Origin of the sequence: Methylibium sp., assembly GCF_035762065.1 — a bacterium.
GTDB lineage: Bacteria > Pseudomonadota > Gammaproteobacteria > Burkholderiales > Burkholderiaceae_C > Methylibium.
The window spans coordinates 55,126-67,495 of record NZ_DASTPW010000029.1 but is presented as its reverse complement, the minus strand read 5'-3'; the positions used below and the strand labels follow the sequence as shown (position 1 = coordinate 67,495).

The window sequence follows — 12,370 nt, the reverse complement described above, 5'->3', positions numbered from 1 at the left end:
CGCTCCATCAGGAAGCCGCGCCAGGGCAGCGCGGGCAACCGGCGCATGTCGATCTGCGCCGATTGCGCGTGGGCCTCGTAGCGCAGGCGGCGGGTGAGCATCTGCGCGGCCAGCAGCATCAGGCGCAGCGCGATGTCCTCGCCGGGGCAGCGGTGCTGGCGCGCGGCGTCCGCGCCTCCCTGCGGCACGAGGTCCCAGGGCGTCGGGCGTCGCTGCTGCCAGCGCTGCGGCGCGAAGCGGTCGGGCTCGTTCCACAGCCGCGCGTCGTGGTTGCTGCCGTACAGGTCGAACAGTGCGCGCCGCCCGCGCACGAAGGCGTGGCCCTGCCATTCGAAGTCCTCGCGCACGCGCGCCGCGACCGCCGGGAAGAACGGGTAATGGCGTCGCACCTCCTGCACGAAGGCGAGCGCGTCGGCGGACTCCGCATCCTCGGCGAGCACCGGCTTCCACTGCGGATGCGCCTGCAATGCATGCGCGACGAAGGCGATGTAGACCGACACCGCGACCGTCGGCCGCAGCACGTTGAGCAGCTCGACCGCGGCAATGCGTGCCGGCAACAGCTCGCCGTTCGGTTCGCGATGCTCTGCGATCACCTGCGCGGCGCTGCCGTTGGGCAGCCGCGTCCGGCGCGAGCGTGCCGCCTCGATCAACCCGGCCAGCCACGCTTCGGCGCGCTTGCGCGACCAGCGCGCGCCGAGGTGGCGCGCCGGCGAGCCGGCGGCGCCGTCGAACAGCGCGGCGAGCTGGTCGCTGCGCTGTCGCAGCTGCGGCTCGGGCACCGGCACGCCGGCCCAGTCGCAGACCGCGCGCGTCAGCACCGGCTGCACCGCATCGAAGAGCGAAAGGCTGCCGGCCTGCGTCCAGTCGTGCAGCGCGGCTTCCCACTCGCGCCGTACGCCGTGCAGCAGCCGCTCGGCCCGCTCGGCGGCGGTGATGCGCAGGAACAGCGCCTTGCGATGCCGGTGGGCCGCATCGTCGAGGCCCTGCACGCCGCCGCAGCCGAACAGGGTCGCCTGCAAGGCGCGCGGCGCCGCGCCGGCGCGACAGAAGCGCGCCTCGTCGTAGAACAGCTCGGCCGCGCGCGCGCCGCTCATGCACAGCGTCGGCACAAGCAGCAGGCGGGTCTCGAAGACGTCGCTGCCGAGCGCGGCGCACTGGCGTGCGATGTAGCGGTAGGGGTCGGCGCGGAAGGCGAGGCTCGCATCCCAGCCGGCCGCGCGCGGCAACGGCCGCGACCCGCCCGCCTCGGCGGATCGGCTCGTCACGGGAACGCGCTCGGACCCGTCGTCGCCGTGCCGCCGGCCGGCCGCGCCGTTTGCCGTGCGGTGCCCTCGCGGCGGCCTCCGGCATCGCGGCGCAGCCCGGCGCTGTGTGCGTGCGCGGCGGGGCCGGCGAGCCCCTCGACCGGCTCGAACCGGCCACCGCCCTCGGTCCTTGGCAGGACACGCGGGGTCGTCTCGATCGTTTGGTCGCGCACCACGGTCCGGGTGTTCTTGCGCATGCATGCTCCTCGAGGCTGGGCACGTCTCGGGCAAGGTGCGCGCCGCCTTCTCGCTCGGGCACTCGGCTTGCCTTTCGGCGCGACGACACGACCATCCGACGACGATCATGAACACCCTCGAAGCCTCCCATCTGGAGCGCCTGCGCGCGCGGCTCGTCGAGCGCGCCGCGGCGTTGCGCGACGAGGTCCGCCGCGTCCAGCGCGAACGCGACGGCCCGCCGACGCGGCTCAGCACCGAAGTGCAGGACAGCGCCGAGCAAGGCGAGCAGCGCAGCCGCGAAGCGGTCAGCGATGCCGAACAGGACCGCGACAGCGGCGAGCTGCGCGACATCGGCGCGGCGCTGGAGCGCATGGATGCCGGCGAGTACGGCCTGTGCACCGACTGCGAGCTCGAGATCCCGCCGGCCCGGCTGGAGGTTCAGCCCGCCGCGGCGCGCTGCATCGAATGCCAGGAGCGGCGCGAGCGCGAGCTCGCAGGCTTCAACCCAGCCGCCGCAGCAGCGCCATCGCCGCCGCGGGTGCCTTCTCCTTCGCGCCGCTGATGAAGTAGAGGAACACGTCGCGCGGCGTGCCGGTCGGGGCGGGCGGCGGCTCGACGCGCGGCAGGCCGCTCGGCTCGAAGCCGGCGTGCCAGCAGCGCGCGCAGGCGGCCAGCGCGTCGAGCTGCGCCGGCTCGACGCCTTCGGCCAGCTCGCTGCGCGTGCGCATCAGCCGGGCGTAGACGAAGTCGGCAGTCGGATCGGCGAACGAGGGGTAGTCGTCCGAGTCGGTGAACACCGTCGCGCAGCCGTGGCGGCGCGCGAGCGCGAGGTAGTCGGCGCACATGAAGCTCGGATGCCGCACGTCGAGCACGTGCCGCAGCGCGAGGCCGTCGACCTGCGCCGGCAGCTGCTCGACGAAAGCCGCGAAGTCCTTCGGCTCGAAGCGCTTGCCCGGTGCGAACTGCCAGACGATCGGCCCGAGCTTCGGCCCCAGCTCGGCGATGCCGCTGCCGACGAACCTCGCGATCGACTCGCCCGCCTCGGCCAGCACGCGCCGGTTGGTGGCGAAGCGCGAGGCCTTCAGTGAGAACACGAAGCCCTCGGGCGTCTCCTCGCGCCACTTCGCGAAGGTCGCCGGCTTCTGGCTGCTGTAGTAGGTGCCGTTGATCTCGATCGCGGTGAGCCGGCGGCTCGCGTAGGCGAGCTCCTTCGTCTGCGGCAGATCGGCCGGGTAGAAACTGCCGCGCCAGGGCTCGTAGGTCCAGCCGCCCACCCCGACGCGGATGCGCGGCGGGTTCATGACGCCCAGGCTGTGCGGCTCGCCCATGCGGCTCGCTCAGTTCGCGGCGCTCGCCGGCGGGTCCGGCGCCGGGGCCTGCCTGAAGGGGTCGTTCATGTCGGGCTGAGTGCCGTAGTCCTGCGGCACGGGTGCGTCGATGATGACCTTGTCGGTGTCGATCTTCTCGCCGCGGTCGAGGAAGCTCGTGACCGTCTCGGGCACGAAGATGACGATCGCCACCAGCAGCAGCTGCATCAGCACCCAGGGAATCGCGCCGAGGTAGATGTCGCGCGACTCGACCTTGCGCGCAAGCGCGCCGTTCTTGAACAGCGTGTCCGAGATGCCGCGCAGGTAGAACAGCGCGAAGCCGAACGGCGGATGCATGAAGCTCGTCTGCATGTTCACGCACAGCAGCACGCCGAACCAGATCGGATCGATCCCGAGCTTGGCGGCCACCGGCCCGAGCAGCGGCAGGATGATGAAGGCGATCTCGAAGAAGTCGAGGAAGAAGGCCAGGAAGAAGATGAAGACGTTGACCGCGATCAGGAAGCCGACCTGTCCGCCCGGCAGTCCCGAGAGCATGTGTTCGACCCAGATGCCACCGTCCACCCCCTGGAACACCAGCGAGAACACGCGCGAGCCGATCAGGATGAAGACCACCATCGCGGTGATGCGCATCGTGCCCGCGACCGCCTGGCTCACCAGCGGCCAGCTCAGCCGCCGCGAGACCGCGGCGAGGATGAAGGCGCCCACCGCGCCCATTGCGCCCGCTTCGGTCGGCGTCGCGATCGCCGACTTCATGCCCGGCAGGCCGCCCATGCTGCCCAGCACCGCGAAGATCAGGATCGCCGAGGGAACGATCCCGCGCAGGCACTTGGCCCACAGCGCCCAGCCGTCGAGCGTGCGGGCCGCCTTCGGCACGCCGGGCACGTGGTGCGGCTTCAGGCGGCTCAGCGCGAAGGTGTAGATCGCGAAGATCAGCACCTGCAGGATCGACGGCCCCCAGGCGCCCTTGTACATGTCGCCCACCGGCTGGCCGAGCTGGTCCGCCATCACGATCAGCACCAGCGAGGGCGGCACCAGCTGCGTGATCGTGCCCGAGGCCGCGAGCACGCCGGTCGAGTAGCGCATGTCGTAGCCGTACCTCATCATCACCGGCAGCGAGATCATCGCCATCGCGATCACCTGGCCCGCCACCGTGCCGGTGATCGCGCCGAGGATGAAGCCGACGATGATCACCGAGTAGCCGAGCCCGCCGCGCACCGGGCCGAACAGCTGGCCCATCGAATCGAGCATGTCCTCGGCCAAGCCGCACTTCTCGAGGATCGATCCCATCAGCGTGAAGAACGGGATCGCGAGCAGCAGGTCGTTGCTGAGGATGCCGAACACGTTCAGCGGCAGCGCCTGCATGAACTCCGGCGGGAACCAGCCCATCCAGATCGCGTAGAAACCGCAGGCCAGGCCCAGCGCGGACAGCGAGAACGCGACCGGGAAGCCGATCAGCATCACGAGGATCAGCGCCCCGAACATGAACGGGGCGAAGTTCTCCATCGTCATCGGAGCCCCCTTGGCCCTGCGGTCCGCCCGCCCGAGGCGGGATTCCCGCTCGGGAAGCCCTCGCCGCTCATTGCAGCGGCCTGTCGTAGTGCGTGTCCATCTCGTAGCGGTGCGCGAGCCAGCCGAGGCGCTTGACGATCTCGGCCGCGCCCTGCAGCGTCAGCAGCCCGAAGCCCAGCGGCAGCGTCAGCATCGCGGGCCAGCGCACCAGGCCGCCGGCATTGCTGCTCATCTCGCCGGTGACGTACCACTTGACGAACAGCGGGGTCGAAAGCCCCAGCATCAGCAGCATCACCGGCATGAAGAAGAAGACGAGGCCGAAGAGGTCGATGAACACCTGAGCGCGGGCCGGCCAGCGGCCGTAGATCACGTCGACGCGCACGTGCTCGTTGAGCCGAAGCACCTGCGCGGCGCCGAACATCACGCAGGCGGCGAACAGGTACCACTGGATCTCGAGCCAGGCGTTCGAGCTGCTGTCGAACAGGTAGCGCATGACGGCGTTGCCGGCGCTGATCGCGCACGAGGCGAACACCGCCCACTGGGCGAACCAGGCGAAGCGGTCGTTGAGTGCATCGACCCAGCGGGCGAGGCGGAGCAAGGCATCCATGGCGGGGCGCGCTCGGCGCAGGAGGGGCAGCCGCCGCAGCGCGGCAGGGCGCCGCCGGGGCCGCGGCAGTGTAGGCGGCGCCTCGCCGCGCCCGTTTGCGCGTTTGCCCCCAAGCCCGGCGCCGGCGCGCCGCTCAGCGCTGCGCTTCACCCGGCGGTGGGGAGCGGCGGCGTCAGCGCGGCATCAGCAGGATCGAGCGGTCGACCTTCGTGATGTCGGTGTGGCCGGTGAAGGCCATCGTGATCGACAGCTCGTTGGCGATCAGCTCCAGCGCCTTGGTCACGCCCGCCTCGCCGAGCGCCCCGAGGCCGTAGAGGAAGGCCCGGCCGATCATCGTGCCGCGCGCGCCGAGCGCGACGGCCTTGAGCACGTCCTGCCCGCTGCGGATGCCGCCGTCCATCCAGACCTCGATGTCGCGGCCGACGGCGTCGGCGATCGCCGGCAGCGCCTCGATCGATGCCGGCGCGCCGTCGAGCTGGCGGCCGCCGTGGTTCGAGACCACCAGCGCGTCGGCGCCGCTGGCCGCCGCGAGCTTCGCGTCCTCGACGTCCATGATCCCCTTCAGGATCAGCCGGCCGCCCCAGCGCTGCTTGATCCACGCGACGTCGTCCCAGTCGAGCTCGGGGTCGAACTGCTCGCGCGTCCACGAGCCCAGCGAGCTCATGTCGGTGACGCCCTTCGCATGCCCCATCAGGTTGCCGAAGTGGTGGCGGCGCGTCCCGGCCATGCCGAGGCACCAGCGCGGCTTGGTCATCAGGTCGAGGATGTTCGCGAGCGTCGGCTTCGGTGGCGCGGTCAGGCCGTTCTTGAGGTCCTTGTGGCGCTGGCCGAGCACCTGCAGGTCGAGCGTGAGCACCAGCGCCGAGCAGCGGGCGGCCTTCGCGCGGTCGAGCAGCGCGGCCATGAAGTCGCGGTCCTTCATCCAGTAGAGCTGGAACCAGAACGGCGCCTTGGTGTGCGCGGCGATGTCCTCGATCGAGCAGATGCTCATCGTCGAGAGCGTGAACGGGATGCCGAACTTCTCGGCGGCGCGCGCGCCGAGGATCTCGCCGTCGGCATGCTGCATGCCGGTCAGGCCGGTGGGCGCGATCGCCACCGGCATCGCCACCGGCTGGCCGGCCATCGTGGTGCGCAGCGTGCGGTCGTTCATGTTCACCGCGACGCGCTGGCGCAACTTGATGCGCTGGAACTCGCTTTCGTTGGCACGGTAGGTGCCCTCGGTCCACGAGCCGCTGTCGGCGTAGTCGTAGAACATGCGTGGCACGCGCTTTCGCGCGAGAACACGCAGGTCTTCAATGCAGGTGATCACGCTCATCGCTCGCTCCGTGTTCCTGAACGGCCCGCCGCGGCGGGTGCGGCGCGCGGTGCGGCAGTGTCCCATCGCGTTGCTGCGGTGCAGGGGTCGGGAGCGCCGTGGTCATTAAAGTCGGCACCTCCAAAAGCGAGAGCTGCGAGCGAAGGCTATGGATGCCGAGGAGTTGCTGATCGCGACGCGCTGGCCCGATGCGCTGCTGCCCGGCGCGCGGCTGCGCGTGGGCACGGTGGTCGGATGCGTCGGCGCGGGGCCGAGCGGCCACGTGTACCGCATGCTCGACGACCGCGGCGGCGCGCTCGCGGTGCGCGAGTACTTTCCGCCGGGGCTCTCGACGCGCGTCGACGGCCGCGTCGAGCCGCTGCCCCAGCGCGCCGGCGAATTCGAGGACGCCCGCAGCCGCTTCGACGAGGACGGCGAGCAGCTCGCGAGCCTCGACCATCCCGGCCTGCTGAAGCTCGACCGCGTCTGGTCGCAAGACGGCACCTCGTACCACGCGATGCCCTGGTGCGAGGGCCGCACGCTCGACGCGGTGCTGCGCGCCGCACCCGCACCGCCGGCCGAGGAACAGCTCGCGAGCTGGCTGCGCGCGATGGCCGACGCGCTGGTGCCGGTGCAGCAGCTGCGCGGCTGCCACGGCCACCTGTCGCCTTCGCAGGTGATGCTGCTCGACTCCGGCCGGCTGCTGGTGATGGAGTTCTCGCGCACGCGCCGCATGCTCGCCGGCGATGCGCGCGAGTCCGAGCGCGACCCGTATGCCGCGCTCGAATGCGCCGGCGACGGACGCCACGGCCCGATGGGCCCGTGGACCGACATCTACGCGCTCGCCGCGATCGCGCACTTCGCGCTGCGCGGGCGGCCGCCGCAGGCGCCGGTGCATCGGGCGGCCTACGACGTGCAGGAGCCGCTGCTCGACGCGCTGGCGGGCGAGTACGCCGACGCGCTGCTGCACGGCCTCGATTGCGGCCTCGCGCTGCGCCCGCGCGAACGGCCGCGGGATCTGCCGCGCTTCATGTCGCGCATGGGCCTGCACGAGCGGCGCGCGCGGGCGCGCGTCAACGGCGAGTCGCTGCTGATGAACCTCGACCTGCCCGAAGCCGTCGCGGTGGTCGAGGCCGCGAGCGACGCGGTGGCTGCCGAGGTCGTCGAGCCGGCGCCCATCGGCGTGGTGGATGTGCCGATCTCGGTGCTCCCGGCGGCGGACGCCGACGAGCCGCCAACGGTCGAACCCGCGCCCGCACGCACGGCCGGCGCCGCGGCGATGGCCGCAGCGGGCGCTGCCGCGTCTGCTGCTGCGGCCGACATCCCGGGCGCGACGCGCGCCGACGCGGCCGACACGCCCGCCCCGCCAGCCGCCGCCGTGGCGCCCGAGCCGGACACTCGCGCCGAGCCGCATGAACGCCGGCCTCGCGCCGCGCGGCGCGAGCGCAGCCCGCAGCACCTGGGCTGGCTGGTCGGGCTGGGTGCCGTCGCCGGCCTTGCGGCGGCCGGGCTCCTTTTGCTAAATCCTTTCGAGCACGCGGCACCGACGAGCGCCGACGCGCAGCGTGCCGTGGGCGAACCGCCGCAGGCCGCGCAGGCACGCGCCAAGGAAGCTGCGGCGTCGTCCCCGATCCCTGAGCCCCTGGAGCCGACAGCCGCCGGGCCGGTTGTCGAAGGCACGGCGCCGGCGGCCACCGAAGCGGCATCGGCCGCCGCCGCAGCTGCAGCGCCGGCCGCGCCGAACGCTTCGCCGGCCGCCGAGGCCGCCGCGCCCGATGCCGAGGTCGCCGCCCCGAAGGTGCAAGCCGAGCCGCCCGGCATCGAGCTGCCAGTCGCGGCGGAGGCGGTCGCGCCGCCGGCCGGTCGCCGAGCCGAGCCGCCGGTGCCGGCCGCATCGCCGCGCCTAGCAGCACCTCGCGCAGCCGCGAGGCCCGAGCCCGCCGCGCCGGCCGCGAAGGCGCCGCCCACCCAGGCCGCCGCACCGCGCATCGAGGAGCCGGTCGCGCCGGCCTCGCCGTGTCCGGCGCTGCTCGCGCGCCAGTACATCGGCCGCCCGCTCGACCCGGGCGAGCGCGAGGTCCTGAAGAGCCGGTGCCTTTGACCGGCCGCTTCGGTCAGACGGTGCTGGTCAGCTCGTCGGTTGCATCCGCGCTGTCGTCCGCGCGCACCAGCAGCAGCCGCACGCGGTTCGGCGTCGCGATCGCGCCGTCGTCGGGCAGCGCGACGAACAGCCAGTCGCCGTTCCTCGGTACCGCGACCGCCGCGGTGCTGAAGAAGGCCGTCTTGCTGCCGGCCGGCGTCAGGCGGATCTGGTAGTTGCCGCCTTCGATCTCGATCGAGTCGGCCGTCGTCGCCGGCACCACCTGCTTGTAGCCGAGCGCGCCGATGCGCGGGCTCACCGTCGCGAGATCGACGCCCGGCGCGGTCAGGTAGACGTCGAAGCTCTGCGCATTGACCGCCGCGTTGACGAAGCGCACGCGCGCGTTGTCGGACGTCAGGCTCTTGTTGTACGGGTCGTCGATCGTCAGCAGCTCGACGCCGGAGGTCGTCGGCAGCGCGATCGTCGTGTAGCGGTTGCCGCGGCGCGCGGGGAAGCTCGTGGTCGCGACCTCGGCGTTCGTCGAGGCGACGCGCAGCGACAGGCCGGTGGTGTCGGTGCCGACGTCGTAGTACTGCGAGCCGTACTTGTAGGGCACGTTGGTCGCGTTCGACTCGGGGTTGCCGTTGCGCACCAGCGTGACGTTCGGCGCCCCCGGCACCGCGTGCACGAAGCGCAGCTTCGGATCGGCCAGATCGGCGCGATCGTCGATGTCGTCGTCGTCGTCGCCGCCGCCGCACGCGACGAGCAGGCCGGAGGAGGCCAGGGTCAAGCCCAGCGCACGGATCATCGTCGCGCGGCGCGCATGGTTCACTGCATCGGTCATCGCATCACCTGTTCATCACGTGTCCCGCAACGGGACGGTGGCCCTCTGCGGCAACGCCCGTGCCCGCGTCGCACGCCGATTGCCATGCGATGCATCGATGAACCTCCTCGACCTCCTCCAATGGCCCGCGATGCTCATGGCGATCGCGGCTTCGTGGCTCGTCGGCTCCGAGCGCAAGCGGCGGCGCCAATGGGGCTTCTGGATCTTCCTCGCGAGCAACGTCGCTTGGATCGCCTGGGCCTGGCACACGAACGCACCGGCGTTGCTGCTGCTGCAGGTCGCGCTCGCGGCGATGAACATCCGCGGCGTGAAAAAGGCCGACCCCCACCGGCACGGCGGGGATCGGCCTCGCGAGCCGTGAGCCGCTCGCGTGCCCGCGGCTACTTCGCCGAGGCGACGGAGGACTTCAGGTCCTGCGCCATCTTCAGGTGGTGCTCGAGGTTGGGCAGCGCTTGCGTCGCGAGCTGCTTGACCTCGGGATCCTTCGCCTCGGTCGAGGCCTTGCGGAACAGCTTGACCGTGTTCTCGTGCGCGGCGACGCCGATGCGGCTCGCGTAGCGCTCGTCGAACTCGGCGCCCTTCGCGCTTTCGATCAGCTTCAGCTCGGCCTTCTGCTTGATCGACGGCTCGGTCGGCAGCTCGACGTTCTTGCTCGCGGCCATCGCCTTGACCTGCTCGCCCATCTTGGTGTGGTCCGTGATCATCTGGTCGGCGAAGGCCTTGACCTGCGGCGACTGGGCCTTCGAGACCGCGAGCTTGCTGCCCTCGATCTCGGTCATGCCGGCCTGCGCGGCATCCTTCAGGAACGCGGCATCCGCGCGGGCGATTTGCGATTGGGCCGCAGCCAGGCCGGCGAAACCGAGCGCCACGGCGGCGACGGTGATACGGAGGGAATTGCGCTTCATGGATCAGCTCCTCGAGCAGTGGGACATGGACCGATTTGGCAACCCCCGTTCCCGCACGGGCGAACGCGCTGCGGGAAGCGGCCATCGGGTCAGGTCATCAGCGCGATCACGACCACCGCGGTGGCGGCGCCCATGCCGGCGCGCCGCAGCGTGTCGTCCAGCGCCTGCTCCGCGATCAGGATGTCGGCCGCGCAGACGACGAACCACAGCGTCCACAGCGGCCCGCTCGCCGCCGGATGCAGCCAGCCGATCAGCAAGGACATCGTCGAGGCGACCAGCACCGTGCGCGTGGAAAGACCGTGCGCGAAGGCCTCGTGGCGCTCGCGCTCGGGGCGCCACCAGCGGCGGCGGCCGTCGAGCAGCCTCGCGAAGGTGCGCTGCACGCAGACGATGAGCGCCGCGGCGACCGCCATCGGCCACACGGTGCGCCAGCGATCGGGCGTGCCGGCGAACAGCAGCAGCGCCGCGACGCCGACCCACAGCGGCCCGCGCGCGAGGTGATGCGTCATCGCCATCGCGCGCGCGGCAATCCCGTGCTCGAGATCGAAGCCGAGCGTCGGCCTCGCGACGCTCGGCGGCCGCCGCCCGGGCGGATCGGCGCGCCGGCTCATCGGCTGCCTCCTCCGGCTGGCGAACGGCCCGCGCCGTACGGCGCGTCAGCGGCTCGCGCCCGTGCCGGGCGCGGAGGCCGCCGAGTCGCTCGGCATCGTGCCGGTACCACCCATGCTGCCGCTGCCCGTGCCGCCGGTGCCGCCCATGCTGCCGCCGGTGCCGCCGGCCGGCGGCGTCGTCGACGTGCCGCCACCCGGCGTCGTGCTGTTGCTGTCGGTTCCCGGGGCGGTCTGCGGGGTCGGCGCGGTGCCGGCATCGCGCCGGTCGCAGGCGGAGAGGGTCAGTGCGGCGAGCAAGGCGCCGGCACAGGCGAGGGCGAGGGGCTTGTTGTTCATGTCGATCTCCAAGATGGGTGTTTCAGGCGGCCGCGCGCAGGCTGTTGCGGCGATCCCGGATCAAGTCGTGGTTGGCCTGCACGCCACGGCTTTGCCGCTCGACGATGCTGCGCACCTCGGGCGGCAAGGGCTGCTCGAGCGCGCTGCGGTACCGGGCCAGGGCCTTGTCCTCGCCACGCTCGCACTCTTCGAGCACCGCGAGGTCGGTGAAGCTGCTGAGCGTGCTGCGCACCGAGACCCAGCCGCGGTGCATCGCGCCGCTGGCGGTGCCGCTGTCCTCGGCCTTGCCGCCGAGCGAGCTGACGATCGACTGCAGCTCGCCGGCGCCTTCGGCGCACTGCGCCGCGCGGTCGGCCAGCAGCTGCTTCAGCTCCGGCGACTTCGCCTGCTCTGCGCAGGCGCGGAAGCCGTACTCGCCGTCTTTCGTGGTCTCGATCAGATCGTTCAGCGTGTCGATCGTGTCGTCGTTGCTGCTCATGCTGTGCTCCTTTTGTTCAAGAGATGCCGGGCCGTGGCGCGACAGAAGGATTTGCCGCAAGGCCCAGGCGCTGCCTCAGGGCCACGACACCTCATGCCGCCGCGGCGGCCGGGGATCGATGCGTGGCAGCCGGCGTGCCCGCGAGCGCTGCGACGGGCGCGTCGCTTGCCGTCTGCGCGCCATGAGCCGGACACCGCGCGCCGCCCTCGCATGCCTGCTTGCAAGCCTCGCGCTGCCCTCGCTGGCCGACCCGCCGCACGCACGCCAGGCGGCGCGCGACGCGGCCCTGATGGCGCGCGCCTCGTCGACCGTGCGCCTGGTCGTCGCCGAAGTGCTGCGCACCCATGACCAGCGCGGCCGGCCGTTCGCGATCCTCGACAAGACCGCCGCCGCGCTCTACGTCTTCGAGCCGGGCGGGCGCATGGCCGCGGCGACGCCGGTGCTGCTGGGGCTTGCGAAGGGCGACGACTCGGTGCCCGGCATCGGCGAGCGCCCGCTCGAGCAGGTCAGGCCTTCGGAGCGCACCACGCCCGCGGGCCGCTTCGAGCTGGAGGCCGGCATCAACACGCGCGGCGACCGCATCTTCTGGGTCGACTACGACGCGGCGGTGTCGATGCACCCGCTGCGCGCGATCGATGCGAGCGAGCGGCGCCACCAGCGCATCGCTACCCGCAGCGCGGCCGACAACCGCATCTCCTTCGGCTGCATCAACGTCCCGACCGCCTTCTTCGACCGCGTGATCACCGCGAGCTTCGGCCGCGGCGCGAGCGCGCGCGACCGCGGCGCGTTCTACGTGCTGCCCGAGACGCGCACGCTCGCCGAGGTGTTCCCACGCTTCGCGGTGCCGGCGACGCTCGCGAGCCGAGCCAGCCCTTGAAGCAAAACGGCCCCGCGCCG

The 12,370-nt window shown here is 72.2% G+C and carries 15 protein-coding genes; 4 read left to right on the top strand and 11 right to left on the bottom strand.

The window, feature by feature from the left end; all coding sequences use genetic code 11:
* Positions 1 to 1,265, bottom strand: a 1,265-nt coding sequence (locus VFR90_RS08500; protein WP_326405679.1) for a cytochrome P450, incomplete at its 3' end; no start/stop codon positions are given.
* A complete protein-coding gene (locus tag VFR90_RS08495) occupies positions 1,262 to 1,501 on the bottom strand; it encodes a hypothetical protein (protein ID WP_326405678.1) in 240 nt (79 codons plus the stop codon). The genes VFR90_RS08500 and VFR90_RS08495, both read right to left, overlap by 4 nt.
* Positions 1,502 to 1,608: 107 nt before the next feature.
* Between VFR90_RS08495 and VFR90_RS08490 the strand changes: the two genes are divergently transcribed.
* Positions 1,609 to 2,043: a TraR/DksA family transcriptional regulator gene (locus VFR90_RS08490; protein ID WP_326405677.1), complete on the top strand. Its 435-nt coding sequence runs from the start codon at positions 1,609 to 1,611 to the stop codon at positions 2,041 to 2,043.
* On the opposite strand, the gene VFR90_RS08485 is transcribed toward VFR90_RS08490, so the two are convergent.
* The 4 genes from VFR90_RS08485 to VFR90_RS08470 form a co-directional block, all read right to left on the bottom strand.
* Positions 1,982 to 2,809, bottom strand: coding sequence for a DUF72 domain-containing protein (locus tag VFR90_RS08485; RefSeq protein ID WP_326405676.1), 828 nt, complete (start codon positions 2,807 to 2,809; stop codon positions 1,982 to 1,984). The two genes, VFR90_RS08490 and VFR90_RS08485, sit on opposite strands and share 62 nt — an antisense overlap.
* A 9-nt stretch (positions 2,810 to 2,818) precedes the next feature.
* Positions 2,819 to 4,318: a TRAP transporter large permease gene (locus VFR90_RS08480; protein ID WP_326405675.1), complete on the bottom strand. Its 1,500-nt coding sequence runs from the start codon at positions 4,316 to 4,318 to the stop codon at positions 2,819 to 2,821.
* Between the two features lie 67 nt (positions 4,319 to 4,385).
* A complete protein-coding gene (locus tag VFR90_RS08475; protein WP_326405674.1) occupies positions 4,386 to 4,925 on the bottom strand; it encodes a TRAP transporter small permease subunit in 540 nt (179 codons plus the stop codon).
* A 172-nt stretch (positions 4,926 to 5,097) separates the two neighbouring features.
* Positions 5,098 to 6,240 (bottom strand): alpha-hydroxy acid oxidase, encoded by a 1,143-nt coding sequence (locus tag VFR90_RS08470; RefSeq protein WP_326405673.1) that lies wholly within the window; start codon positions 6,238 to 6,240, stop codon positions 5,098 to 5,100.
* Between the two features lie 148 nt (positions 6,241 to 6,388).
* Between VFR90_RS08470 and VFR90_RS08465 the strand changes: the two genes are divergently transcribed.
* Positions 6,389 to 8,320, top strand: coding sequence for a serine/threonine-protein kinase (locus tag VFR90_RS08465; RefSeq protein ID WP_326405672.1), 1,932 nt, complete (start codon positions 6,389 to 6,391; stop codon positions 8,318 to 8,320).
* Between the two features lie 13 nt (positions 8,321 to 8,333).
* On the opposite strand, the gene VFR90_RS08460 is transcribed toward VFR90_RS08465, so the two are convergent.
* On the bottom strand, positions 8,334 to 9,143 hold the full coding sequence (locus VFR90_RS08460) for a DUF4397 domain-containing protein (protein ID WP_326405671.1): 810 nt from the start codon (positions 9,141 to 9,143) through the stop codon (positions 8,334 to 8,336).
* A gap of 97 nt (positions 9,144 to 9,240) precedes the next feature.
* On the opposite strand from VFR90_RS08460, the gene VFR90_RS08455 reads away from it, so the two are divergent.
* Positions 9,241 to 9,504 carry a hypothetical protein gene (locus VFR90_RS08455; protein ID WP_326405670.1) on the top strand — a complete coding sequence of 88 codons (264 nt, stop codon included), beginning with the start codon at positions 9,241 to 9,243 and terminating at the stop codon, positions 9,502 to 9,504.
* Positions 9,505 to 9,523: 19 nt separating this feature from the next.
* Here the strand turns inward: VFR90_RS08455 and VFR90_RS08450 are convergent, their stop codons facing one another.
* The 4 genes from VFR90_RS08450 to VFR90_RS08435 form a co-directional block, all read right to left on the bottom strand.
* Entirely contained in the window at positions 9,524 to 10,048 is a 525-nt protein-coding gene (locus tag VFR90_RS08450; RefSeq protein WP_326405669.1) for a DUF4142 domain-containing protein, read from the bottom strand.
* Positions 10,049 to 10,137: 89 nt separating this feature from the next.
* On the bottom strand, positions 10,138 to 10,659 hold the full coding sequence (locus VFR90_RS08445) for a hypothetical protein (RefSeq protein ID WP_326405668.1): 522 nt from the start codon (positions 10,657 to 10,659) through the stop codon (positions 10,138 to 10,140).
* Between the two features lie 45 nt (positions 10,660 to 10,704).
* A complete protein-coding gene (locus tag VFR90_RS08440) occupies positions 10,705 to 10,995 on the bottom strand; it encodes a hypothetical protein (protein WP_326405667.1) in 291 nt (96 codons plus the stop codon).
* A 22-nt stretch (positions 10,996 to 11,017) separates the two neighbouring features.
* Positions 11,018 to 11,473, bottom strand: coding sequence for a PA2169 family four-helix-bundle protein (locus tag VFR90_RS08435; protein ID WP_326405666.1), 456 nt, complete (start codon positions 11,471 to 11,473; stop codon positions 11,018 to 11,020).
* A gap of 181 nt (positions 11,474 to 11,654) precedes the next feature.
* On the opposite strand from VFR90_RS08435, the gene VFR90_RS08430 reads away from it, so the two are divergent.
* The gene (locus VFR90_RS08430; RefSeq protein WP_326405665.1) at positions 11,655 to 12,350 is read left to right on the top strand and encodes a L,D-transpeptidase; all 696 of its coding nucleotides are present in this window, start codon (positions 11,655 to 11,657) and stop codon (positions 12,348 to 12,350) included.
* Positions 12,351 to 12,370: the final 20 nt, after the last annotated feature.